Origin of the sequence: Mycobacterium sp. NBC_00419, from assembly GCF_036023875.1 — a bacterium.
GTDB lineage: Bacteria > Actinomycetota > Actinomycetes > Mycobacteriales > Mycobacteriaceae > Mycobacterium.
The window spans coordinates 389,144-413,412 of record NZ_CP107931.1 but is presented as its reverse complement, the minus strand read 5'-3'; the positions used below and the strand labels follow the sequence as shown (position 1 = coordinate 413,412).

General features: G+C 67.7%; 21 protein-coding genes and 1 pseudogene. 15 read left to right on the top strand and 7 right to left on the bottom strand.

Annotated elements, in window-relative coordinates:
- Window position 1: 1 nt before the first annotated feature.
- The 4 genes from OG976_RS01995 to OG976_RS01980 form a co-directional block, all read right to left on the bottom strand.
- Window positions 2–310, bottom strand: coding sequence for a PspA/IM30 family protein (locus tag OG976_RS01995; protein ID WP_328357187.1), 309 nt, complete (start codon window positions 308–310; stop codon window positions 2–4).
- A gap of 40 nt (window positions 311–350) precedes the next feature.
- Window positions 351–1,832 carry an alpha/beta hydrolase gene (locus OG976_RS01990; protein WP_328363056.1) on the bottom strand — a complete coding sequence of 494 codons (1,482 nt, stop codon included), beginning with the start codon at window positions 1,830–1,832 and terminating at the stop codon, window positions 351–353.
- A gap of 89 nt (window positions 1,833–1,921) precedes the next feature.
- Window positions 1,922–5,260, bottom strand: coding sequence for a bifunctional lysylphosphatidylglycerol synthetase/lysine--tRNA ligase LysX (gene lysX, locus OG976_RS01985; RefSeq protein WP_328357184.1), 3,339 nt, complete (start codon window positions 5,258–5,260; stop codon window positions 1,922–1,924).
- A 43-nt stretch (window positions 5,261–5,303) separates the two neighbouring features.
- Window positions 5,304–5,639 (bottom strand): DUF1844 domain-containing protein, encoded by a 336-nt coding sequence (locus OG976_RS01980; protein ID WP_328357181.1) that lies wholly within the window; start codon window positions 5,637–5,639, stop codon window positions 5,304–5,306.
- Between the two features lie 303 nt (window positions 5,640–5,942).
- Here OG976_RS01980 and infC point away from each other — a divergent pair, with 303 nt between their 5' ends.
- From infC to OG976_RS01960, 4 genes are read left to right on the top strand one after another with little or no spacing between them, the layout of a single operon-like run.
- Complete coding sequence (gene infC / locus OG976_RS01975; RefSeq protein ID WP_167109057.1) at window positions 5,943–6,542, top strand: translation initiation factor IF-3; 600 nt, start codon at window positions 5,943–5,945, stop codon at window positions 6,540–6,542.
- 22 nt (window positions 6,543–6,564) lie between these two features.
- Window positions 6,565–6,759 (top strand): 50S ribosomal protein L35, encoded by a 195-nt coding sequence (rpmI, locus tag OG976_RS01970; RefSeq protein WP_328357178.1) that lies wholly within the window; start codon window positions 6,565–6,567, stop codon window positions 6,757–6,759.
- Between the two features lie 44 nt (window positions 6,760–6,803).
- Window positions 6,804–7,193, top strand: coding sequence for a 50S ribosomal protein L20 (gene rplT / locus OG976_RS01965; protein ID WP_328357175.1), 390 nt, complete (start codon window positions 6,804–6,806; stop codon window positions 7,191–7,193).
- Window positions 7,194–7,212: 19 nt separating this feature from the next.
- Entirely contained in the window at window positions 7,213–8,004 is a 792-nt protein-coding gene (locus OG976_RS01960; protein ID WP_328363046.1) for a TrmH family RNA methyltransferase, read from the top strand.
- Here the strand turns inward: OG976_RS01960 and OG976_RS01955 are convergent.
- Complete coding sequence (locus OG976_RS01955) at window positions 7,987–9,765, bottom strand: helix-turn-helix domain-containing protein (RefSeq protein ID WP_328357172.1); 1,779 nt, start codon at window positions 9,763–9,765, stop codon at window positions 7,987–7,989. The genes OG976_RS01960 and OG976_RS01955 overlap by 18 nt on opposite strands.
- Window positions 9,766–9,929: 164 nt before the next feature.
- Here OG976_RS01955 and OG976_RS01950 point away from each other — a divergent pair, with 164 nt between their 5' ends.
- The 10 genes and pseudogenes from OG976_RS01950 to OG976_RS01905 all read left to right on the top strand — a co-directional run.
- Window positions 9,930–11,429, top strand: a complete 1,500-nt coding sequence (locus tag OG976_RS01950) for an aldehyde dehydrogenase (protein WP_328357169.1) — start codon at window positions 9,930–9,932, stop codon at window positions 11,427–11,429.
- Between the two features lie 39 nt (window positions 11,430–11,468).
- Window positions 11,469–12,851: an MFS transporter gene (locus OG976_RS01945; protein ID WP_328357166.1), complete on the top strand. Its 1,383-nt coding sequence runs from the start codon at window positions 11,469–11,471 to the stop codon at window positions 12,849–12,851.
- On the top strand, window positions 12,848–14,038 hold the full coding sequence (locus OG976_RS01940; protein ID WP_328357163.1) for an FAD binding domain-containing protein: 1,191 nt from the start codon (window positions 12,848–12,850) through the stop codon (window positions 14,036–14,038). The genes OG976_RS01945 and OG976_RS01940 overlap by 4 nt, the downstream gene beginning before the upstream one ends.
- Before the next feature lie 20 nt (window positions 14,039–14,058).
- The gene (locus tag OG976_RS01935) at window positions 14,059–14,523 is read left to right on the top strand and encodes a hypothetical protein (RefSeq protein ID WP_328357160.1); all 465 of its coding nucleotides are present in this window, start codon (window positions 14,059–14,061) and stop codon (window positions 14,521–14,523) included.
- On the top strand, window positions 14,520–15,527 hold the full coding sequence (locus tag OG976_RS01930) for an amidohydrolase family protein (protein ID WP_328357157.1): 1,008 nt from the start codon (window positions 14,520–14,522) through the stop codon (window positions 15,525–15,527). The genes OG976_RS01935 and OG976_RS01930 overlap by 4 nt, the downstream gene beginning before the upstream one ends.
- Window positions 15,524–16,561: an NADH:flavin oxidoreductase/NADH oxidase gene (locus OG976_RS01925; RefSeq protein ID WP_328357154.1), complete on the top strand. Its 1,038-nt coding sequence runs from the start codon at window positions 15,524–15,526 to the stop codon at window positions 16,559–16,561. Before OG976_RS01930 ends, OG976_RS01925 begins: the two co-directional genes overlap by 4 nt.
- A gap of 29 nt (window positions 16,562–16,590) precedes the next feature.
- Complete coding sequence (locus OG976_RS01920) at window positions 16,591–18,828, top strand: xanthine dehydrogenase family protein molybdopterin-binding subunit (RefSeq protein ID WP_328357151.1); 2,238 nt, start codon at window positions 16,591–16,593, stop codon at window positions 18,826–18,828.
- Window positions 18,828–19,364 carry a (2Fe-2S)-binding protein gene (locus tag OG976_RS01915; RefSeq protein ID WP_328357149.1) on the top strand — a complete coding sequence of 179 codons (537 nt, stop codon included), beginning with the start codon at window positions 18,828–18,830 and terminating at the stop codon, window positions 19,362–19,364. The genes OG976_RS01920 and OG976_RS01915 overlap by 1 nt, the downstream gene beginning before the upstream one ends.
- Window positions 19,361–20,347 (top strand): FAD binding domain-containing protein, encoded by a 987-nt coding sequence (locus tag OG976_RS01910; RefSeq protein WP_328357146.1) that lies wholly within the window; start codon window positions 19,361–19,363, stop codon window positions 20,345–20,347. Before OG976_RS01915 ends, OG976_RS01910 begins: the two co-directional genes overlap by 4 nt.
- Window positions 20,348–20,513: 166 nt before the next feature.
- Window positions 20,514–20,844: pseudogene (locus OG976_RS01905) on the top strand (hypothetical protein); the annotation flags it as partial.
- A 102-nt stretch (window positions 20,845–20,946) separates the two neighbouring features.
- Here OG976_RS01905 and OG976_RS01900 read toward each other — a convergent pair.
- On the bottom strand, window positions 20,947–22,185 hold the full coding sequence (locus OG976_RS01900) for an acyl-CoA dehydrogenase family protein (RefSeq protein WP_328357138.1): 1,239 nt from the start codon (window positions 22,183–22,185) through the stop codon (window positions 20,947–20,949).
- A gap of 13 nt (window positions 22,186–22,198) precedes the next feature.
- Window positions 22,199–23,227, bottom strand: coding sequence for an oxygenase MpaB family protein (locus tag OG976_RS01895; RefSeq protein WP_328357135.1), 1,029 nt, complete (start codon window positions 23,225–23,227; stop codon window positions 22,199–22,201).
- 101 nt (window positions 23,228–23,328) lie between these two features.
- Between OG976_RS01895 and OG976_RS01890 the strand changes: the two genes are divergently transcribed.
- Window positions 23,329–24,261 (top strand): adenylate/guanylate cyclase domain-containing protein, encoded by a 933-nt coding sequence (locus OG976_RS01890; protein WP_442930487.1) that lies wholly within the window; start codon window positions 23,329–23,331, stop codon window positions 24,259–24,261.
- Window positions 24,262–24,269: the final 8 nt, after the last annotated feature.

Here is a 24,269-nt window from a genome sequence, read left to right as displayed (position 1 = left end):
CTCAGCCGTCGGCCGGCTTGCGCATCGAGGCGCGGATCTCTTCGAGCTTGTCGTGTGCTGCTCGCTGCCGGGCTTCGTACTGCTCGTCGATGCTGCGGCCCTCCGGTGTCTCGGCGTCCAATTCCGCTGAGCCCAGGGCGGTTCCGTACCGAGTTTCGATCTTCTCGCGCACCGAGTCGAACGTCGGCACACCGTCGGTGGTGTAGCCGGTGTCTGCGACAGGCGCAGGGGCAGGCACCGGGGCCGCCGGCGGCGCGGTGGCCGGCTCAGGCTCGGGTTTGGCGTGGCGTGGGATGTAGTCGTCGGCCATAGCAGTCACCGTACCCCCGGCGGGCGGCGTGCCCGCCGGGTTACCGCACGGCGGCTTGCAGCGGCGGTGGACCGGCCGACGCGGCGATCGTCACCGGCCCGGGCGGGCCTGCGGGCGGCCCCGGCAGGGCCCGCGGTGTCACCCCGGGTGTGCCGATCTGGCCAGCCAGCCAGGGCAGCGAAGCGGTGAACACCCGCGCCGCAAACGGCCAGTCGTGCTTGCCCGGTTGGGCCACCACCGCACAGTTGATGCCGTCGGCGCTGCCCAGCCCGCACAGCGTATTGGCCGCGGTGGTCTGGTCACCCGGGTTGGGGTTGGCGTCGCGCCCGCCCAGCCCGGACGCCCCGACGTTGATGGTCTGCGGTGCCGTCGGGGTGTTCGACGGGTTGCCCGAGATCGCGAACCAGGCCGACACTCCTTGGTAGGGGCCATGTTTGGTGATCACCGTGGCCGGGTCGAACGACGCGTACGCCGCAGCGTCACCGCCGAAGAGCCGGTCGATCGTCTGCGTCGTGGTGCCGGAGTTGGGGGCGAAGTCGCCGGCGATGTCGACGAGCGAACTGAACATGTCGGGATGCATGGTGGCCAGGTCGACGGCGCAGGTGCCGCCCATCGACCAGCCGACGATGCCCCAGTGGGCACGGTCCTTGCTGACGCCGAAGTTCGACTCCATATAGGGCACCACGTCTTTGGTGAGGTGGTCGGCGGCGTTGCCGCGGGGGCCATTGACGCATTCGGTGTCGTTGTTGAACGAGCCACCGGAATCGACGAAGACGAACACCGGCGCGTTACCGCGATGGGCGGCCGCGAACTCGTCGATGGTCTTGATGGCATTGCCCGCCCGCATCCAGTCGGCGGGTGTGTTGAACTCGCCGCCGATCATCATCACGGTGGGCAGCGCCGGCGGCGGGTCGGTCGCGAAGTAGGCAGGCGGCAGGTAGACCCACTCGTTGCGGTGCTTGAAGTGCGACGCATCGGCGGGAATGCTGACCGACACGACCGTACCGGTGGCCGGGATGGCGTGGTGAGCCACCATCGCCGTCACGGTGGCGCGGTCGGTCTGATCGGGCAGTGGTCCCGCGGTCAGCTGATTCCAGGCGGTCTGCACGGTGGGGAAATACCCGACCCACAGGTTGAGCATCAGCGCGGTGCACAACACGCAGAGCGGGATCGCCAGCACCGACATGCTGCGCCGCCACCAGCGCGCACCGCGCCAGCCCACGACCGCCACCGTAAGGGCCAGACCGGTCACCCCGATCCACACCCACAACTGCCGGGGAGCGGGATCGCCGGACAGTCCGTTGTCGGCGATGTTCCAGTACGTGTATCCGGCGAGCAGGGCGCCCACCGCTGCGGCGACGGGCAGCCACAGCAGGCGCCAGCGCCGGGATCGCCAGCCCACCGCGAGGATCAGCACGACGCCGGCGACGATCTGGGCGGCCAACGGCACCCAGCCGTGCATCAACGAAATGCGTTGGTGGAACGGACTCGCCGGGTCCGCAAGGAGCGTGTCGGCGACCATCGTCGTCGAAGGTGTCACCGCTCTATGGTGACCAAGCTTCCTTGAAGGTCGCTGTGAGGAAGCGGTGAGCGAGCGTCAATTTCGGTCGGTCAGCGCGGCTTGGCCAGCGGGAAGGGCAGCGTCTCGCGGATGCTTCGGCCGGTGATCAGCATGACGACACGATCGACGCCCATACCCATTCCGCCGGTCGGGGGCATGGCGTACTCCATCGCCTGCAGGAAGTCCTCGTCGAGCTCCATCGCCTCCGGATCGCCGTCAGCGGCCAGGAGCGACTGCTCCTGCAGCCGGCGGCGCTGCTCCACCGGGTCGGTGAGTTCGCTGTAGGCGGTGCCCAGCTCGACACCCCAGGCCACCAGATCCCACCGCTCGGCGACACCTGGCGTGTGGCGATGCGGCCGGGTCAGCGGTGACACCGATGTCGGGAAGTCGGTGTAGAAGGTGGGCGCTTCGGTGCGTTCCTCGACCAGCCGCTCGTAGAGTTCCAGAACCACCGCGCCCGCATCCCAATGCGTCAGGTACGGCACCTGGGCCGCGTCGCACAGGCGGCGCAGGACCGGCAGTTCGGTCTGGGCGTCGATCTGTTCGCCAAGGGCTTCGGACACGGCGCCGTGCACGGTCTTGACCTGCCAGGTCCCGGAGATGTCGACGGGTTGGAGCTTTCCGTCGTCGCCTGCAGGGCCTTCGGTGGGCCGCATCACCACGGCTGATCCGTTGGCGGCGATCGCCGCGTTCTGGATCAGCTCGCGGCAACCATCGATCCACACCAGATAGTCGGCGTGCGCCTGATAGGCCTCCAGGAGGGTGAATTCCGGGTTGTGGCTGAAGTCGACGCCTTCGTTGCGGAACGCCCGGCCCAGTTCGAAGACCCGCTCCACACCGCCGACGCAGAGCCGCTTGAGGTAGAGCTCAGGGGCGATGCGCAGATACAGGTCGAGATCGTAGGCGTTGATGTGGGTGACGAATGGCCTGGCGTTGGCCCCGCCGTGGATCTGCTGCAGGATCGGCGTCTCGACCTCCAGAAAACCCTTGGCGAACAAGGTTTCCCGGATCGAGTGCAGTACGTTGCTGCGGGCCCTGATCAGATCGCGCGCTTCCGGGTTGATCGCGAGGTCGACGTACCGGGCGCGCACCCTGGCCTCGGGGTCCTGCAAGCCCTTGCGTTTGTCGGGCAAGGGCCGCAAGCACTTTCCGATCAGCCGCCACTGCTGCACGATCAGCGAACGGGTGCCGTTCTTGCTGTACCCCATGTGGCCGCCGGCCTCGACAAGGTCGCCGAGATCGACGCCGGCGAAATCCTCGGCAGCGCCGTCGAGCGTCGACTTGTCCAGCAGGAGTTGCACATCACCCGACCAGTCCCGTAGCACGGCGAACACCACGCCGCCGTAGTCGCGGGTGCGCAGAATGCGCCCGGCGATGGTCAGGGTGACATCGTCGGCTTCGGCGACCGCCTGAGCCACCGTGTGGCTCGGGGGAGTGCCGACCGGGTAGGCATCGATGCCACTGTCCTGCAACGCCTTCAGCTTGGCCATCCGGACCCGGACCTGATCGGGCAGCCGGGGTGTGGTGTCTGCGGTGCCCTCGGTCAGTGGCCTGTCGACGTCGGGTGCGCTGCCGTCGGCGTGCAACCTGCCGCTGGCGGCCAGGTCGTGCGGGACCGCCGAGTAGTGGCCGGTGTGCTGTTTGGCGCGCCGGGAGAACGGCAGGACCAGGAAGCCCTCGGCGATCACCGAGGCCACCCCGACCCGGGGAACCAACCGGGCGTCCTCGTAGCAGGCGTAGCGCGGAACCCACTCCGGCAGGTACTTCATGTTCGAGCGGTACAGGGTCTCCAGCTGCCACCACTTGGAGAAGAACACCAGCAGCGCCCGCCACAGCCGCGCCACCGGGCCGGCACCCAGTTGGGCGCCCTGCTCGAACGCCGAACGGAACATCGCGAAGTTCAGCGACACCCGGCTCACACCGATGTCTTCGGCGTTCTGCATCAGGTCGCTGACCATCAGTTCGATGGTGCCGTTGGGGGACTGTGGTGACCGGCGCATCAGGTCCAGTGACAGCCCGTTGTTGCCCCACGGAACCAGCGACAGCATCGCCACCACTTCGCCTGTCCCCGAGTCGCTTGGCTCCTGCCCGCCGGATCCATCAGCCGCGACGGCCTCGACCAGCAGGCAGTCGCCGTCGGCGGTGTCACCGAGGCGGCCCAGCGCCATCGAGAAGCCTCGTTCGGTCTCGGTGTCGCGCCAGGTGTCGGCGCGCTTGATCACCGCGGCCATCTCCTCGGCGGAGAAGTCGCGATGCCTGCGCAACCGCACGGTCAGCCCGGCCCGGCGGGCCCGGGTGACGGCCTGGCGCACCGCACGCATGTCCGAGCCGGACAGGTGGAACTTGTCCGGGTAGAGGATGGCCTCGTCGCCCAGCTGCAGGGCGTTGAGCCCGGCCTCGCGAAAGGCTTGTGCCCCGGTGGAACTCGCGCCCATCACGCCCGGCGCCCAGCCGTAGTCCTGGCACAGCCCGAGCCACGCGGCGATGGCCTGCTGCCACGCGCGCGGGTCACCGATCGGGTCGGCGCTGGCCAGGCACACCCCAACCTCGACGCGGTAGGTGATCGCCGCCCGGCCGCTGGGGGCGAACACCACCGACTTGTCCCTGCGGGTGGCGAAGTAGCTCAGGGAGTCGTTCTTGCCGTAGACCTCCAGCAGGCCCCGGATCGCCGATTCGTCCTCACCGGTGAGTGCGTTCTCGGCCCGCTGGGACTGGAACAGCACGATGGCCGCCACCATCAGGGCCAGCGCCCCGAACAAGCCGAGCAGCGCGTTGACGAAGACGTGGGGATGCCCGGTGAAGGCGTCGGCACCGGCGCCGGCGAACGCGCCGACGCGGTTGAGGGCGTACCAGAATCGGTCTTCGCGGGCCAGGGTGCCCGGGAAGAATTCGAGCAAGCCCCATCCGATGAAGGTGCCGATCGCCATGCCGGCGACCAGGGTGGCCGCCGCCTTGAGCAACGCGCCGCGGCGGACTCTGGCCCAGAACTCCCGGTAGGCCAGCAGCAGGAAGCCGATCGACGCGACGTGGAAGACCACGCCGATGACCTCGCCGACGTCGACGGCCGCCGTCTCCTTGCCGGTGAGCAGGTCGACGACGTTCCACACCGCCGCCGCCGCCATGTAAAACACGAGGATCCACCAGGCGATGCGCTTGCGGGCGGCGAGTGCGGCGGCAAGCAATCCCAGCACGAACGCCCACGCGAAGCTGGTGTCCGGGAAGTTGAAGATGTAGTCGTTGATGAACTCGCGCGGCACTTTGATGATGTGCCGTAGTAGCGGCGAGACACTCGACAGCAGCGACAACGTCGCGATGATGCCGATGAGCCATCCGGCTGCGGCGGGCACCCAGTGGAAGCGTGCGGTTGGCCGACTCGTGGTGACGGTCATAGGCCGCGAGGATATGCGGTTGTCCTGCGAAATGCCTGCACCGCTACCAGACCGGGCCGGTGTACTTCTCGCCAGGACCGCTGCCCGGTTCCTCGGGGGCGGCGCTGGCTTCCCGGAAGGCGAGCTGCAGAGTCTTCAGCCCGTCGCGCACCGGACCCGCATGCGGGCCCAGGTACTCCGCCGAGGCGGTGACCAGACCCGCGAGGGCGGTAATGAGCCGGCGCGCTTCGTCGAGGTCGCGGTGGTCGCTGGCATCCGGGTCGGAGTCGGCGAGACCGAGTTTCTCGGCGGCTGCGCTCATCAGCATGACCGCGGCCCGGGTGATGACCTCCACGGCCGGGATGTCAGCCAGGTCGCGGATGCTAGGGGAATCCGTCATGCCTGTTAGACTGGCATGCACGACCGTCCCGGCGTACGCCAGGGACAGCAAGTGGAGTCCCACTCCCACCGCCGGCCGCGGACATGTCCGAAGGCCACGCGGTCCGGTCACAGATACCGAAGGGTATCTGTTCTGCGGGTTCGCAGACGGCGTAGAGCCGTGATCGGTCGGCATTGGGCCCTGCTATATGCAGGGCTTTTCTGTTCGATGGAACAGAGTGCTGGTGGCGTGGTATCCCCACGGCTGATCCCGCTGTGTCACGTCGCGGGTGGTCAGCCCAGAAACGCTAACCAGGGAGGCCCCATCAGCACTGAGACACGCGTCAACGAGCGCATCCGCGTTCCCGAAGTCCGCTTGATCGGACCGGGTGGCGAGCAGGTAGGCATCGTGCGCATCGAAGACGCCCTCCGCGTCGCCGCGGATGCCGATCTCGACCTTGTGGAAGTGGCCCCAGATGCCAGACCTCCGGTCTGCAAGATCATGGACTACGGCAAGTACAAGTACGAGACGGCACTCAAGGAGCGCGAGTCTCGCAAGAACCAGCAGCAGACCGTCGTCAAGGAACAGAAGCTTCGCCCCAAGATCGACCCGCATGACTACGCGACCAAGCGGGGTCACGTCATCCGCTTCCTGGAAGCCGGGTCCAAGGTCAAGGTGACGATCATGTTCCGTGGCCGCGAACAGTCCCGGCCCGAACTTGGGTACCGGCTCCTGCAGCGGCTGGCCGCAGACGTAGCCGACCACGGTTTCGTCGAGACATCGGCCAAGCAGGACGGTCGCAACATGACGATGGTGCTGGCACCGCATCGCGGCGCGAAGACTCGTGCCAAGGCGGCGCAACAGACGATCGGAGCGCCGGCGGCAGAGCCCGCCCCAGAGCCTGACGCTCCCACCGAAAACTGACAACGACCAGAACTGAGGACACATGCCTAAGGCCAAGACTCACAGCGGGGCCAGCAAGCGCTTCCGCAAGACCGGCACCGGCAAGATCGTTCGGCAGAAGGCGAACCGTCGCCACCTGCTCGAGCACAAGCCGAGCAAGCGGACCCGCCGGCTCGACGGTCGCACCGTCGTGGCGGCCAACGACACCAAGCGTGTCAACGCGATGCTGAACGGCTGAGCGCCGTAACCCCCTTTTGACCGAACGAGAATAGGAACACCCCCATGGCACGCGTGAAGCGCGCACTCAACGCCCAGAAGAAGCGGCGCACAGTACTCAAGGCGTCGAAGGGCTACCGCGGGCAGCGTTCGCGGCTCTACCGCAAGGCCAAAGAGCAGCAGCTGCATTCGTTGACCTACGCCTACCGGGACCGCCGTGCCCGCAAGGGCGAGTTCCGCAAGTTGTGGATCTCCCGGATCAACGCTGCCGCCCGCGCCAACGACATCACCTACAACCGGCTCATCCAGGGCTTGAAGGCCGCCGGTGTCGAGGTCGACCGCAAGAACCTCGCCGAGATCGCCGTCAGCGATCCGGCTGCGTTCACCGCGCTGGTCGAGGTCGCCAAGGCCGCCCTTCCGGAGGACGTCAACGTTCCTTCCGGCGAAGCCGCCTGACATACCCCTGTCAGCGGCACTGACTGAACGATCCGCCCGGGTGGTGGCTGCAGTAAAACTGCAGCGCCACACCGGGCGTCGTCGTGCTGGGCAGTTTCTGGCCGAAGGACCCAATCTGGTCGAGGCCGCGGCGCGCAGCGGGCTGGTGCTCGAGGTGTTCGCCACCGAGGCCGCCGCGCAGCGTCACGCCGGGCTATTGACCGGCCTCGCCGTCCACGAGGTGACCGAGCGAGCCGCGAAAGCGTTATCGGAGACCGTGACTCCCTCGGGACTGGTTGCCGTGTGCCGGCTTCCGGAGACCGATCTCGGCGATGTGCTGACGAAGAAGCCGGGGCTGCTGGTCGTCGCCGTCGAGATATCCGAGCCGGGCAACGCGGGCACGCTGATCCGGCTGGCCGATGCCATGGGCGCGGCGGCGGTGATCGTCGCCGGGCACAGCGTCGACCCGTACAACGGCAAGTGTCTGCGGTCCTCTGCGGGCAGCATCTTCACCATTCCGGTGGTGGTCGAACCCGCCGTCGATGCGGCGTTGTCGCGGTTGCGGTCGGTGGGCCTGCAGGTGCTGGCGACGACGCTCGACGGTGAGCTGAGTCTGGACGACGCCGATCCCGTGCTGGCCGCACCGACTGCCTGGGTGCTCGGCCCGGAGGCGCACGGCCTGTCCGCGGAGATCGCCGCCATGGCCGATCATCGAGTGAACATCCCCATGGTGGGTGGTGCCGAGAGCCTCAATGTGGCTGCTGCTGCGGCGATTTGCCTCTACCAGAGCGCCCGAGCCCAGCGTGCGCAGAGCTCAGGACGCATCGGCTAGGTCATAGACCGTCATCGCCGCGGTGTAGTGCATGATCGCTGTCGGGTCGTCCACATCCCGACCGCACAGCTTTTCGACCCGGCGCAGCCGCTGGGCCACGGTGTTGGGGTGGATCATCAGGGCGGCGGCAGTGGCAGCCCGGTCTCGGCGGCACGCGATGTAGGCACGTAGCGTCGCGACGAGTTCAGTGTGGTGGTCGGTGTCGTAGTCCACGATTGGACCCAGCGTGCGTAACGCGAACTCCCGCAATGTGGCCGGGTCGTCGATCTGCAGCAGCAGCCCGAGGATCCCTAGATCAGCCACTGTGACAACGGTGTCGGTGCGCCCCGAACGCAGCGCGATCTCCAGCGCGCCCTTGGCGATGCGGTAGGACTCCCGGTAGGTCGCGCAGGGCTCGGACACCGCCAGGGCCACTGCCACGCCAGGGACGGCGAGCTGCAGAGTGTGCAGCACCGTCGCCGGCACCGGGACGCCACCGGCCGGATCGGCCGGCGGCCAGAGCACAACGATGTGGCCCGCATGCATGGCGACCAACGGCCGGGGGTGGTAGTCAGCTGCAAACCTGGCGACGTGGGACAGCGCCCGCTCGTACAGCATGGGCTCAGACTGTCCACCCGGTGTGGTCAGCGCTGCGACCACCGCCGTGTGCGGCAGGGTGAGGTCGTGGCCCAGTCGTCCGGCGCGCATCAGCAGGGCCTCCGGCGGTGCTGTCCGGCTGGCCAGCAGATCGGCGAGCAACTCCCCGCGCAACCGGTGTTCGACCTCGTCCGCCGTGCGCGCTCGGAGCAACTCCAGTGCCACCATCAGGGACCCGTGTTCGACCGCGCGTGAGTCGATGGCGCCGACGGGGGAGTCGTTGCCAGGGAACCAGATTCGCGCCACGGTCTCGGTACCCAGCTGAACGGCGCTGACGTACCAGCGTCCCGTGGTGTCATCGTCTCCGACGGCCACCGGTGTTGAACCGGCGTCGTCGTCACCCACGGCCGCTGCCCGCCAGGCGGCGTCGGGAAAGTGCGCGTGGGCGCCGGCGAGCACGACGTGGCGGGCGTCGTCGATGAGCACCGGCCTGCCGAGCAGCTCGCGAAGTGTCGCGGCGATGCCGTCCAGGCCGCCGGATCGCAGCGTCACACCGAGCAACCGTTCGTGGATTTGTTCGGAGCGCCGCAACATGTCGCGCTGTTCGAGCAGTGAGACGTTGAGCGCGCGTAATTCCTCGAGCCGCCTGGCCGAGGTCACGGCGATGGCGGCGTGGTTGGCCAGCAACATCATTCGCTGCACGGCGTGCTGGGTGAAGGTGTGAACCGGGGCGTAGTAGCCGTTGAGTGTCCCCAGCACCTCGTCGCGGGCGATGAGGGGGACCGAGATGACGGCACGGTAGCCCTGTTCGCGGGCGATCTCGGCCCACAGTCCGAATTCCGGCTCCGCTGTCACATCGCGGATCGCCACTGCGGTGCCGGTATGGAACGCACGACTCGACGGCGAGGCGCTGTCCAGCTGGATCAGCCGGTCGGAGTTGACCCGTTGCACGTAGTCGTCGGACAACCCGCTCCACCCGGCGATGCGCAGCCGCTGGTGTGTCGGGTCGGGCACCAGCACGCCACAGAAGTCGAATCCGAGCAGCTTCCTGGCTGTGTCGGCGACCAGGGTGAGCACCTGTCCGAGGTCTTTGTCGGTCGCTGCGGCGGCGCTCAGAACGCCAAGAGCATCCAGCCAGGTCAGCAACTCCACGCCAGGCCGCTGAGCTTCCCGTGCATCGACCATGCCTGTCAGTCTGCCTCATGTGGTGTTCGCAGACACACTGAAATCTCCAAAGTATGTCTTGGCAGACATTGATGACCATCCCCGGTGTGACCACACTCATATCAAGTGCAAACCCGGTCGACCGAACACCGACCACCCGATCCGACCCCCGATGCGAGGACCTCATGAGCTCTGCCAGCGCCCCGACCGCGCCCGGACTGCCCGCCCGCGCGGCCGACATTCCGGCGGTTCGCGACATCGTGAACCCGTCGACCGGTGAGGTCATCGCCGCGGTCGCCGAAGCCTGCTCGGGCGACGTGGATCTGGCGGTCACCCGGGCCCGCGCCGCCTTCGAGGCCGGACCCTGGCCGGAGATGACGCGTAGCCAGCGCGGAAAGTTGTTGCTGCGCATAGCCGATGCCATCGAGGCGGCTGGTGAGAAGCTGTACACGCTGGAGGCGAAGAACAACGGGCGTCCGATCACCGAGACCAGGGCGCAGCTGTCCCGCGTGCCGGAATGGTTCCGCTACAACGCCGGCCTACTGGCAGCGCAGCGATGCGCTGTGCTGCCAGGCGATGGACCGTATCTGACCTACCAGCAGCGGCTTCCGTTGGGCGTGTGCGGAATCATCACCCCGTTCAACCATCCGATGCTGATCCTGGCCCGCAGCCTGTCGGCGGCGTTGGCCAACGGCAACACCGTCGTAGTGAAACCGTCCGAGCTGACGCCGCTCACCACGCTGGCGCTCGCTGAGATCCTCGCCGAGGCAGGACTTCCCGACGGCGTGTTCACCGTCGTCACCGGCGGCCGACCCGCGGGCGAACGGCTGACCACACACCCCGACATCGCGAAGATCACGCTAACCGGCGGCACGGAAGCCGGTCGTGCCGCTGCGGTCGCGACGGCCGCACGCTTCGCCCGCGTCACCGCGGAACTGGGCGGCAAGACCCCGATAGTGGTCTTCGACGATGTGGATCCCGTCGCCGCTGCGGAGGGTGCGGCCTTCGCCGCCTTCGTCGCTGCCGGCCAATCCTGCGTTGCCGGTTCTCGGTTCCTCGTCCATCGCAGGATCTACGACCAATTCGTCGAGGCCCTCGCCGCCCGGGCCCGCACGATCCGGCTGGGAGATCCCAGCTTGCCCGGCACACAGATGGGACCGCTGATCAGCGCCACCCAGCGCGACAAGGTCCGCGCTCTGATCGATTCCGGACTGGCCGAAGGCGCCCGGTTGGCCGCGGGTGGCGGTATCCCTGACCTCCCACTGCCTCTGCAGGCAGGGTTCTTTCTGCAGCCGACGGTGCTCTCCGACGCCACCATGGACATGGCGGTAGCGACGACGGAGATCTTCGGACCCGTCGCCGTCGTAATCCCATTCGACGACGAAGCCGACGCTGTGCGGATGGCCAACGACAACCGCTACGGGCTGGGCGCCGGAGTGTGGACGACGGACGTCGCCCGGGCGCACCGGGTGGCTGAGCGCATCGTCGCCGGGATGGTGTGGGTGAACGACCACCACCGGCTGGAGCCTTCACTGCCGTGGGGCGGGGTCAAGGAATCCGGAATGGGTAAGGACGCCGGAACCGAATCGTTCGACGACTTCTCCTGGGTCAAGACCATCGTCGTGCGCACCGCCACCGAGCCGGTCGACTGGTACGGCGACCACCAGACCGAGCGCCTGAACTGACCAGGCATGACCAAACCACAACGCAGTGAGGGGAATTCGATGGCAAGCACGACCGCGCAACCGCCCGGGACGGGCGCCGGCTGGCACCGGGAGATCACCCGAACACAATGGCTGGTGCTGGCTGGCACCACGCTGGGGTGGGGGCTCGACGGCTTCGCCGGCAGCCTGTACGTCCTGGTCCTCGGTCCCGCCATGACCGAACTGTTGCCGCACAGCGGAATCGACGCCACCCGCGCGACGATCGGGATGTACGGCGGTCTGACGATGGCCCTGTTCCTGGCCGGGTGGGCGACCGGCGGCATCCTCTTCGGCATCCTCGCCGACTATTTCGGCCGTACCCGGGTGCTCTCGGCGGGCATCCTCACCTATGCAGTGTTCAGTGCCGCGGCGGCGTTCGCCGACAACTGGTGGCAGCTCGGGATCCTGCGGTTCATCGCGGGTCTCGGGTCGGGTGTCGAAGCCCCGGTCGGAGCGGCATTGATTGCCGAGACGTGGCGAAACCGGTTCCGGGCCCGAGCCGGTGGGGTGATGATGTCGGGCTACGCCGCCGGGTTCTTCGCCGCTGCCGGCGCCTACGCACTGATAGGCAGCCAGGGGTGGCGGGCCATGATGATGTTGGCCGGTCTTCCCGCGCTGGTGGTCTGGTTCATCCGGCGGTTCGTGCCAGAACCACCCGAGATCAGCGCCCACCTCGACTCACGGCGCCGGCGAAAGGCCGAGGGCGCCAGCACAGTCCACGACCGATTCGTCTTGTGGCGGTTGTTCGCCCCGCCGCTGCGTCGGCCGATGCTGGTCTGCACCGCACTGGCCACCGGCGCGCTGATCGCCTTCTGGAGTGTGTCCACCTGGTACCCGCAGATCATTCGGCAGCTGACTGCGGCGGCGAATCTGCCGGCGGCCCTGGCCGATCACCGGGTCGCCGTCGCGGCCATGCTGTTCAACGCCGGTGGCATCGTCGGCTACGCCTCCTGGGGATTCATCGCCGACCGCATCGGCCGCCGAAAGACCTTTCTGATGAGTTTCCTGGTCTCGGCAGTGGGCATCGTGTGGACGTTCCCGTTCGACCGCGGCTATCTCGAATTCCTGATGGCCATGCCGGTGCTGGGATTCGGGCTCTTCGGCGCGCTCTCCGGCACGTTCATCTACGCCCCGGAACTCTTCCCGCCCAGCGTGCGGGCGACCGCTCTCGCGGTGTGCAACAGCGTCGGCCGCTACGTCACCGCCCTGGGACCGTTGAGCGCCGGTGTCATCGCCACGACATGGTTCGGCGGCAACCTGGGCCAAGCCACCGCCTGGGTGTCGGCGCTGGGTCTGGTCGCCGTTGTCGGCCTGGCATTCGCGGCCGAGACCCGAGGCGCACCCATGCCCGCCGATCCCGTCATCGAGCCCACCGTCCACCGCGCTGAGAAGAGCCACTCATGACCGAATACGCCAGCGCGAGGGCCGTCGTCATCGGCGGATCCATCGGTGGCTTGACCGCCGCCCTGCTGTTGCGGGATCTGGGATTCGGGGTCGATATGTACGAGCGCACGCCGACAGCCTTGGACGGTCGCGGAAGCGGCATCGTGTTGCAACCGGATACGGTGCGCTGGTTCGCCGAGCGCAGCAACCAGGACCTCGCCGACCTGCAGACCCGAACCTCCTATGTGCAGTACCTGCAGCGCGACGGCGGCGTGGTGCACCGCGAGGAGGCCACGTGGACCTACACCTCGTGGGGGACCTTCTACCGCGCGCTGCTCGCCGACTTCGGTACCGAGCACTACCACTACGGCGAGTACGCCTGCGGATTCAGCCAGGATGATGACCGGGCGACCGTGCGGTTCGTCAGCGGCGACAGTGTCACAGCTGATCTGGTGGTGTTCGCCGACGGGATCACCTCGACGGCGCGGCAGCGTTTCGACCCCGACGCCACGTTGAGCTACTCGGGCTACATCGGATGGCGCGGGACTGTCGCACGTTCGGCACTGAGTGCCGGCACCCGTGAGGCGCTCGACGACGCAATCACCTACGACGTCGTTCCGCAGTCGCACATCACCATGTACCCCATACCCGGTGAAGACGGTCTGGACGTCGAACACCGCCTGATGAACTATGTCTGGTACCGCAACGTGCCCGCTGGCCCGGACCTGTCCGAGATGCTGATCGACAAGCGCGGTTTCCAGGGCTCGGTATCGGTGCACCCAGGACAGGTGCAGGACCGCTACATCGCCGAGATGCGCACTGCAGCAGCGGAATTGTTCGCACCCGCTGTCGCAGAGGTTGTCATCGCCACCGAGACGCCCTATCTGCAGGTGCTCTCCGATGTCCGGTCGGGCCGAATGGCGCAGGGGCGGGTGGCGCTCATCGGCGACGCCGCGTGTGCATCTCGCCCACATGCCGCAGCCGGAACCGCCAAAGCGGCCGCCGATGCCTGGGCCCTGGCCGCCGCTCTCGGTGAGGCCGGTGGCGACATCGCGTCGGCGCTCACCAAGTGGGAGCCCGCGCAGCTTCAGCTCAGCGACGCGCTGCTGCGCCGGGTGGTGCAGATGGGGGAGCGCTCACAGTTCCACAACACCTGGGTTCCGGGTGACCCGGACCTGCGTTTCGGGCTCTACGGTCCCGGGCACTGACTAACCTGAGAGGAAAATCGATGTCTGACAACAACTTCCTGGCCGATCTGCCGCTGGCGGGCGAACTGGTGGCCACCGACTTCGAGACCTGGCCCGACTGGCTGCGCACGGAGTTCACCGACCATGCCTACGACGGTCATGTCGGCTCAAGGCTGCTCAGCGAGAACGACCGGGTCCGGGTCTGGGAGATCCGTCTGGCCCCAGGCGAGCGATGGCATGCCCACCGGCATGTGCTCGACTATTTCTGGACCGCCGTCAAGTCTGGGCGCAGCCGCCAGCACACGCATGACGGCACTGTGCGTGAAGTCTCCTACGATGCCGGCGAGACGCGGCACTTTCGCTTCGGCCCCGGCGAGTTCCTTTTGCACGACATCGAGAACATCGGCGACGATGATCTGGTGTTCACCACTGTGGAACATCTCGACAGCGCCAACCCAGCCCTCGAGCTAGACCGCTCGGCGCGCGATGAGCCCGGTGCCCGATGATCCGCACTCCGCTGGCCGACGGCGTCGTCGATGTCCATGCCCATTGGCTGCCGCGGGAATTGTTCGGGCTCCCGCCGGGGGCGCCGTACGCGGCGATGCACGACCGCGCCGGTCAGCTGTACCTCGGTGACCTGCCGCTATCCATCGCCACCGACGCGATGAGCGACCACACCGCGGCGCTGGCGGACATGGATCGCACCGGCGTCGGGGTGCGTGTCCTGTCGCCGCCACCGTTCGCCTTCCCCGTCGTCGACGCTCCTGGCGCGGCTGGATACGCCGATCATTTCAACGCCGCGCTCGGCGACGTCGTCGTCCGCTCCGGTGGGCGACTGGCCGGTCTGGGCATGGTGGCACTCGGCGATGCGGGAGAGGTGACCCGTCAACTCGAGGCGATGGTGCGTGCCGAGGGCATCGCCGGAGTGGCGATTCCGCCCTTGGTCGACGGGAGGTCGGTGGACAGCGCACCGCTCCGGCACGTGCTTGCCGAGGCGGCCCGGCTGGGCCTGGCGGTTCTGGTCCACCCGATGCAGCTGCCGCGCCCGGAATGGTCGAGTTACTACCTGAACAATCTGATTGGCAACCCGGTGGAATCGGCGACCGCCGTGGCCACGCTGCTGCTCAGCGGGCTGATCGACGAACTACCCGGTCTGCGAATCTGTTTCGTGCACGGCGGTGGGTGCGCGCCGGGATTGCTCGGCCGCTGGAACCACGCATGGTCGACGCGTTCGGACGTCAGCGCGCGCGCCGCCCGACCGCCGGTGGAGTCGTTCCGCGATCTCTATTTCGACACGGTGACTCACGGCGACGAACAGCTCGCGCTGCTTGGCCGGCTGGCCGGTGCCGACAAGATCCTCTGCGGCAGCGACTATCCCTTCGACATGGCCGAGGCGGAGCCGGCCCGGTTCGCCACCGAGCACGGGCCCGGAGCCGACTCACTGGGCCGCGCCGCACGCGCTTTCCTGGGCCTGGACGCCGAGTGGAGCGACCGGCGGGTCGCGTCATGAGCACGCTCTTCAGTCCATTGACGGTGCGCGAGGTGACGTTTGCGCATCGGGCCTGGATGTCGCCGATGATGCAGTTCTCTGCCGTTCCCGAGGGCCCGGACATGGGTTCGCCCACCGACTGGCATCTGCAGCACCTGGGGTCGCGGGCCGTCGGCGGGGCGGCCCTGGTGATGGTCGAAGCGACCGCCGTCGACCCGGTCGGCCGCAGCAGCATCTATGACACGGGCCTGTGGAATGACACGCAGGCCGAGAACTTCCGGCGTATCACCGGTTTCATCTCCGAGCAGGGCGCGGTGCCGGGCGTCCAGCTGGTGCACGCCGGCCGCAAGGCGTCGACGGGACGCCCGTGGCCCGACGAAGCGCGAGCCCCGCAAGGCTGGCCGACGGTGGGTCCGAGCCCGGTGCCGTTCGGGCGGCTGCCCGCCCCGGCCGAACTCGACACCGCCCAGATCGGCGCGATCGTCGAGTCGTTCGCCGACGCGGCACGGCGGGCGGCACACGCCGGCTTTCGGGTGTTGGAACTGCACGGCGCCCACGGTTATCTGATCCACCAGTTCCTGTCGCCGCAAGCAAACACCCGCACTGACCGGTACGGCGGTAGCCTGGAAAACCGGATGCGGTTCGCAGTCGAGGTTGTCACAGCGGTTCGTCGGCAGTGGCCGCAGGAGCTGCCGCTGTTCTTCCGGGTGTCGGCGACCGATTGGCTTGCCGGGGACACCGACGATCCGAGACCTGGCTGGACGCTGGCGGATTCCATCGTGCTGGCAGGACAGTTGAAGGAGCTCGGTGTGGACCTGATGGACGTCTCGACCGGCGGGCTGGTGCCCGACGCGAAGATCCCGGTCGGCCCGGGCTACCAGGTGCCCTTTGCCGAGGCGGTGCGCGGCAAGGTGCAGATCCTCGCGTCCGCGGTCGGGATGATCACCGAGCCCGAGCAGGCCGAGCAGGTGATCGCCGACGGGCAGGCCGACGCGGTGTTCCTGGCCCGCGCGCTGCTGCCGCATCCGCCGCAGTACGGCCGAGCGTTCACGTGACGCCGGGTACTCGCCAGACCGGCCTTCCTGTGACACGGGTCGAGGGCCGCGACAAGGTGACCGGCCGCGCCCGCTACACCGCAGACACCCCCGTCGACGGACTCACCTACGCCGCCGTCGTGCAGGCCGAGGTCGCCCGCGGCACGGTGACGCCGGAATCCCTGCGGGACAGCAGTGCTCGCGCGGGGGCAGCCCCCGGTGTGCTGCATGTCCTGACGCCGCTGAATTGTCCTGCGCTGCATCAGTTGCCGACCGAGCTGACCTATGACCTGCCGATTGAACGCCGGCTGCCGCTGTCGGACCTGACGGTCCAGCACGTCGGCCAGCACATGGCGGTGATCGTGGCGGACTCCCCGGAGAACGCCACCCACGCCGCAGCACTGTTCGATCTGCACTACGACATCCTGCCGCCGGTGCGCCATGTCGACCAGGTGATGTCCGAGCCCGCGCCGCCGGACGAGAAGGACGGCCAGATTCGTTACGGCAGTTACCTTCCCGACCATTTCGTGAAGCTTGAGGAGGAGAAGCTCCAGGACCGTCGCGGTCCGCACGACGAGCCGGACCTTCCGGTTCGTATCCACGCCCGGTACACGACGCCGCTCAACGCGCACTATCCGATCGAACTCAGCGCCACCATCGCCGACTGGGACGGTGATGCGCTTACCGTCCATGACACGACCCGGTGGATCACCGGGGAGCGTGCCACGCTGGCGGCGTACTTCGGGCTTGCCGAGGCCAACGTGCGCGTGATCTCGCCTCTGGTCGGCGGAGCCTTCGGCTCCAAGAGCTTCCTGTGGATGCACGTGGTGTTGTGCGCGGTCGCGGCCCGCGAGATCGGCCGGCCGGTCAAGCTCGTGCTGACCCGCAACCAGATGTTCTCCTCGACGGGTCATCGGCCGCGGACCTATCAGGACGTGACGCTGGTTGCCGACGACAGCGGTGCGCTGGCCAGCATCGAACATCACACGGTGACCGAAACCTCGACGGTGGCGCACTTCTGCGAACCGGTCGGACTCTCCAGCAGGTTCCTCTACCAGTCGCCCCGGCTGGTGGTGTCGCACCGGGTGGCCCGGATCAACACGCCGACACCGTGTTTCATGCGCGGACCCGGGGAGGCGCCGGGGCTGTTCGCGCTGGAGTCGGCCATCGACGAGCTGGCCACGGAACTGGGTATGGATCCGTTGGATCTGCGGATCCGCAACCACGCCCAATTGGATCAGGCCAGCGGCAAGCCATGGTCGGGTAAGCACCTGCTCGACTGCTACGAGCTGGGTGCGCAGCGATTTGGCTGGGACAAGCGGCCGCTGGCGCCGCGGTCGCTGGGCAGCGGCGGGGTACGGATCGGTTGGGGTATGGCCACTGCGACATACCCGGGCCGGCGCATGCCGGCGTCGTGCCGCGTGACCACTTTTGGTGACGGTTCGGTGCGGTTTGCGTCGGCCACCCACGAGGTCGGCACCGGCGTTCGCACGGTGATGAGCCAGGTGGCCGCCGACGCCGGCGGTCTTCTGCCCGGGCAGGTTTTGTTCGACTCCGGCGACTCAGAGTTCCCTGACGCCCCGTACAGCGGAGCCTCGCAAACCACCGCGACGGTGGGCTCGGCCGTGTTCGCGGCGGCGTCGCAGTGGGCCCAGCGACTGATCGAGCTCGTGCGCACCGACCTGGTGACGCCGTTCCATGGGCGCGCGGCCAGCGAGATCGCCGTCACCGGCGGTGAGATCGTCTGTGGGGGAACGCACATGGCGGTGGCCGACGCGATCGCACAAGGCGGGCCGCGCTACCTCGACGCGTTGAGTTTCACGGCATCGGTGAACGGCGGCGATCAGCGCGACACGGTCTCACAGTCGTTCGGTGCGCACTTCTGCGAAGTGGAGGTCGACGAGGAGATCGGCCGCGCGGCGGTGACCCGCTGGGTCGCGGTGATGGACTGCGGCCGTGTGCTCAACCCGGCTCTGGCGCGCAACCAGGTCATGGGTGGCATCATTTTTGGTGTCGGGATGGCCTTGCTGGAGCAGGTGCCCTACGACAGCCGGACCGCGCAACTGATCGGCGAGTACTACGTACCCACCCACGCCGACCGACCGGACTTCGACATCACGTTCGTCGACGAGCCCGACTTCGCGCTGGATCCGATCGGTGTCCGCGGGATCGGCGAGATCGGCGTGTGCGGCGTGGCCGCCGCGGTCGCCAACGCGGTCTTCCACGCCACCGGTCGCCGGCTACGTGATCTCCCCATCACCGTCGAGCAACTGCTGCAGGAGGACTGATGGACACCGACCGCGATATCACGCTGAGCGTCAACGAGACCACCCACCGGGTGACGGTAGACGTGCGCACCACACTGCTGGACCTGCTGCGTGAGCGCCTCGGGTTGACCGGCACCAAGAAGGGCTGCGATCACGGGCTGTGCGGGGCGTGCACGGTGGCCGTCGACGGGGAGCGGATCGTCAGTTGCCTGGCGCTGGCGGTATCGGTCGACGGGTCGTCGGTGACGACCATCGAAGGCATCGGTGCCGGTGACGATCTCGCACCGGTGCAGGAGGCGTTCCTCGAGCACGACGCGTTCCAGTGCGGTTGCTGCACGCCGGGGCAGATCTCGTCGGCGCATGCGATGCTGCGCGAGCACGCCCGCGGGGATCTGTCCGCAGCCTCCTTCGACGGTGATCGGCGGGCCGCCCTGGGCGGGTGTCCCGCCCTGACCGAGGACGAGATACGGGAACGCATGGCGGGCAACATCTGTCGGTGTGGCGCCTACGCCAACATCGTCGAGGCCATCGCCGCGGCAGCGGAGGGTTCGCGGTGAAGACGTTCTCCTTCGGACATGCGGTCTCGGTGGACGATGCGATCCGCTCGGTGCAGGACAGCGGAGGTACTTACCTGGCCGGCGGCACCAATCTCGTCGACCTGATGAAAAACGGTGTGCTGCAACCGCCCGCGCTGGTCGATATCCGCCAGCTGGGGCTGACCTCGGTGACCGCCACACCGTCGGGCGGGGTGCGCATCGGTTCCGGTGTCACCAACAGCGGCCTGGCCAACCATGCGCTGATCCGCAGCCAGTATCCGATGCTCTCGCATGCCATTCTCAGCGGTGCGACCACGCAGTTGCGCAACATGGCCACGGTCGGGGGAAACCTGGTACAGCGGACCCGCTGCCCGTACTTCATGCAGACCGAATTCGGCCAGTGCAACAAGCGGCTGCCCGGGTCGGGCTGCGCGGCACGCGACGGGTTCAACCGTGAGCACGCGATCTTCGGTGCGAGCGAGCGGTGTGTGGCGACCAACCCGTCGGATATGGCGGTCGCGTTGGCGGCCCTCGATGCCCTCGTGCACCTGCATGGGCCCGACGGTTCCCGGGTCGTCCAGTTGGCCGAGTTCTTCACCCTGCCCGGGGATACCCCGGAGATCGAGAACTGCCTGCTGCCTGCTGAATTGATCGTGGCCGTGGAGTTGCCGCCGTCGCCGTACGCGCCGCATTCGTGGTACGTCAAGCTGCGTGACCGGCACAGCTACGCCTTCGCGCTGGTGTCGGCGGCGGTGGGTATCGCGCTGACCGACGGTGTCATCTCCTCGGCGTCGATCGCGCTGGGCGGGGTGGCGGCTAAGCCGTGGCGGGTGCCCACGGCAGAGTCGGTGTTGGTCGGTGCGCGACCGGACGAGGCTGTTCTGGAGGCGGCGGCGCGGCAGGCGATGACGGGTGCAGTGCCGTTGAGCCAGAACGGGTTCAAGGTTGCATTGGGGCGCGCCGCGGTATTGCGTGCGCTGACCCGGGCGCTGGCCGCGGACTAAGACGGCGGGGTCGTCCCGGAGGTGCGGGAGGCGGGGACCATCACGATGTGTGCCCGCCTCTGAGCGACAACGGGTTGGGGGACTGGTCGGTGGCGGCGTTCCGGCTCTTGGTGACCATCACGATTCTTGCCCGCCTCTGAGCGACAACTGAGATTGTGTCGGTGCAGTGTGGGACGTTGGCGGCATGAGTAACGCGATGGTTCTGCGGGGGACCGAACTCCGCTACGCGCTAACGATGTACGTCCAGGTCCATGGGCCGGCCACCATCCCTACCCTGCTCGACGTGCTCGACCATTGGGGCTTCGCTATCGAAGGGCGCCCAAGCAAAGTCGTCTCAGACGCGCTGCGCTGGGAGGTGCGCTACGGCCGCGTCCGGCGGCTCGGGCGAGGCCGCTACGGTCCCGGACCGATTCCCCGCTCCACCGCGCACCGAATCGATCAGCGGGTGCTCGCGCTTCGTGCCGAGGCTCGGCGGTTGTCGCTCGGAGGCGGGCAAGAATCACCATGGTGGTGATCCCGCGCGGTGCGGCGGTATGGCGCTGGGGCAGTGCGGTGGGCAAAAATCGCACCGCTTCCGAACCGGCCCCGGCGCGCGCCCGCTACCCGCTGAGCAACCCCTTCGCGACATGGGTGATCTGCACCTCGTTGCTGCCGGCGTAGATCATCAGCGACTTCGCGTCACGGGCCAGCTGCTCCACGCGGTACTCCGTCATGTAGCCGTTGCCGCCGAACAACTGGACAGCCTCCATGGCCACGTCGGTGGCCGCCTGCGAGCAGTAGTACTTCATCGCCGAGGCCTCCGCCAGCGAGATCGGGGTGCCGGTCTGCCCGCATTCGATCACCCGGAACAACATGTTGCGGACGTTCATCCGGGCCACCTCCATGTTGGCCAGCTTGAGCTGGATCAGCTGGAACTGCCCGATCTCCTTGCCCCACAACGTCCGGGTGTTGGCGTAGTCGACGCATAGCCGCAGGCATTCCTCGATCGCCCCGTATGCCATCGCGACCACACCGATGCGTTCGGCAGCGAAGTTGGATCGCGCGCTGTCGCGGCCGTCGCCGGAGGCGTTGTTCTCGGTTTCGCCGAGCAGCCGGTCGCGTCCCAATCGCACGTTGTTGAAGAACAATTCACCGGTGCGGGAGCTGTGAATTCCCATCTTGCGGAACGGCTTTGCCTGCACGAAGCCCTCCATGCCGCGATCCAGCACGAACGTCAGCACCTTGCGGTCACGCTTGTCGACGCTCGGGTCACCCTCGTCGAGTTTGGCGTACACCACGACGACGTCGGCGTCCGGTCCGTTGGTGATGAACGTCTTTTGGCCGTTGAGGATGTAATCGTCGCCGTCGCGCACCACGTAGGACTTCATGCCGCCGAACGCATCCGAACCGGAGTCGGGTTCGGTGATCGCCCAAGCGCCGATCTTGTCGTAGGTCACCAGGCCCGGCAGCCACCGCTCCTGCTGGGCCAGTGTGCCGCGGCCCTGAATGGTCGGCACTGTCAGTCCCAGGCTCACGCCCATCCCGGTGACCAGGCCCATGCTCACCCGGCACAGCTCGGCGAGCAGGACGAAACCCATACCGCCCGAACTGCCCTCGCCGAACATGCCGCCGCCACCGCCGGACTTCGATGCCGTGCCCTCGCGCAGCCGGGCCAGCCGCTTGTCCAGCGACTCCCGTGCCATCTCGTCGATACCGAAGGCGGCGAACAACTTCCGGACGAGGGGATAGGGCTCCATGTCGCCGCTCTCCAGCTCGTCGATGTGCGGGCGCACCTCTTTATCGACGAACTCGCGGACGGCATCACGCACGGCAAGGTCGACGTCGGACCACTCGATCAAGGCAATCTCCGGTTCACGCGGCTGCGGAACGTCCTCGGGCGGGCCGCAGTCCGGCGAGTGAGAACGTGGTGTGGACCAAGGACCCGGCGCGGGCGACGAAGCTCTTGTGTCTGGGGACATAGTGCATGGGCATGCCGCGGCGATCTTTCGGGGGTGCCACAAAACCGGGCGCCTCCACCAGCGGGCCGTCAGCGGGAAGCTGCCCGGCGGCCCGCCGGTAGGCAGACAGCGCCCGCGGATGCAGCCGGATCTCGTCGGGAACACCCCAGAATGCGACTTCCACGGCTTTGCCCAAGAGGCGCAGCAGGATCTCGTCACCGGGCGTCCAGTGCATGCCGGCCTTCTCCCGCACGACCGGGTCGAACAGTCCCGCCGCGATCCAGCGCTGCCCGGCCACCATCGGCTTGAACAACTGGTCCCAGATCGGGGTGGGCATCAGCACGAATTTCGGCTTGGGGATGCGGATGTCGAAGATGTCCAGGGTGGCCTGGTTGATCTCCAGATCCTCGCGGCACACCCGGTCCCAGTACTCGCAGAACTCCTCCCAGGTGTCCGGGACGGGTCGCATGCTCATCCCGTACATCCGGTACCACTGCACGTGCTCGTCGAACAGTTGACGCTTTTCGGCCTCGGTGAGACCGCCGCAGAAGTACTCGGCGACCTTGAGGATGAGCATGAAGAAGGTGGCGTGCGCCCAGTAGAACGTCTCGGGATCCAGTGCGTGGTAGCGCCGGCCCGCGGTGTCCACGCCCTTGATGGAGGCGTGGAATCCCTTGATCTGCTCACCGGTCGTACGGGCACGTGCACCGTCGTAGACGACTCCCATGATCGGGTAGACCGACCGTGCCACCCGCTGCAGCGGCTCGCGCAGCAGGATCGAATGGTCCTCGACGCCCGCGCCGAGCGGCGGATACATGTTCTGCAGTGATCCGATCCACACGCCGAGCATCCCGGTACGCAGGTCGCCGAAGTACTTCCACGTCAGCGAATCCGGTCCGAGCGGGGTGGGCTCGGCCGCCTTTTGGGTCTTCGTCGACCTCATCGTCTGACGATAGGTCTGACAACATTCGTTGTCTATGGTGGCGACGAAGCTGTGACCAGTCGTTAGGCGAAGCGAGACGTTGGCCCGGTCACACACGTTGGCTGGGCCGAACGCCGTTCCCTACCCTTGAGCGTGTGGACGTCGAGCCGTTCGACGATCAACCAGCTCCCTCTGTTGACGTCGATCAACTTCCGCGGCCCGGACGAGGTCCCGCCGCGTGGTTGCGCAACACCAATCACAACCCTGACGTCATCGCCCTGATCCGCCGCGCCCGCAGGGCGCTGCCCGGGGATCCTGACTTCGGCGACCCGCTCTCGGCGGCGGGCGACGGCAGCGTCAGGGCGGCCGCCCGAGCCGCGGACCGGCTGCTGCGCGACCGGGAAGCGGCCACCCGCGAGGTGAGCTTGGCCACACTTCAGGTCTGGCAGGCGCTGTCCGAACGGGTCTCGGGACGTCCGGCCAATCCTGAGGTGACGCTGGTGTTCACCGATCTCGTCGGCTTCTCCGATTGGTCGCTGCAGGCCGGTGATGACGCCACGCTTCGGCTGCTGCGCCGCGTGGCTCAGGCTGCCGAGCCTCCGCTGCTCGACGCCGGCGGACACATCGTCAAGCGCATGGGTGACGGCATGATGGCGGTCTTCAACGACCCGGTCACAGCGGTACGAGCCACGATGGAGGCTCGCGAGGCGGTCAGGAACGTCGAGGTCGACGGCTATACCCCGCGGATCCGGGCAGGGATCCACACCGGCCGGCCGCAGCGCATCGGCTCGGACTGGCTGGGCGTCGACGTCAACATCGCGGCCCGGGTGATGGAACGAGCCACCCGAGGCGGCCTCATCGTCTCCGAGAAGACCCTGGACCTGATCGAGCAGGACGAACTCGATGCGCTCGGCGTGACCGTCAAGCGGGTCCGGCGCCAGGTCTTCGGGGCTCGCGCTCACGGGGTGCCGCCCGATCTGGCGATGTATCGGCTGCGAACCCGCAGGGATCTCCCAGTAGAGGACGAGGCCGACGACCTCGACGCGCAGGCATAGTGGATGGC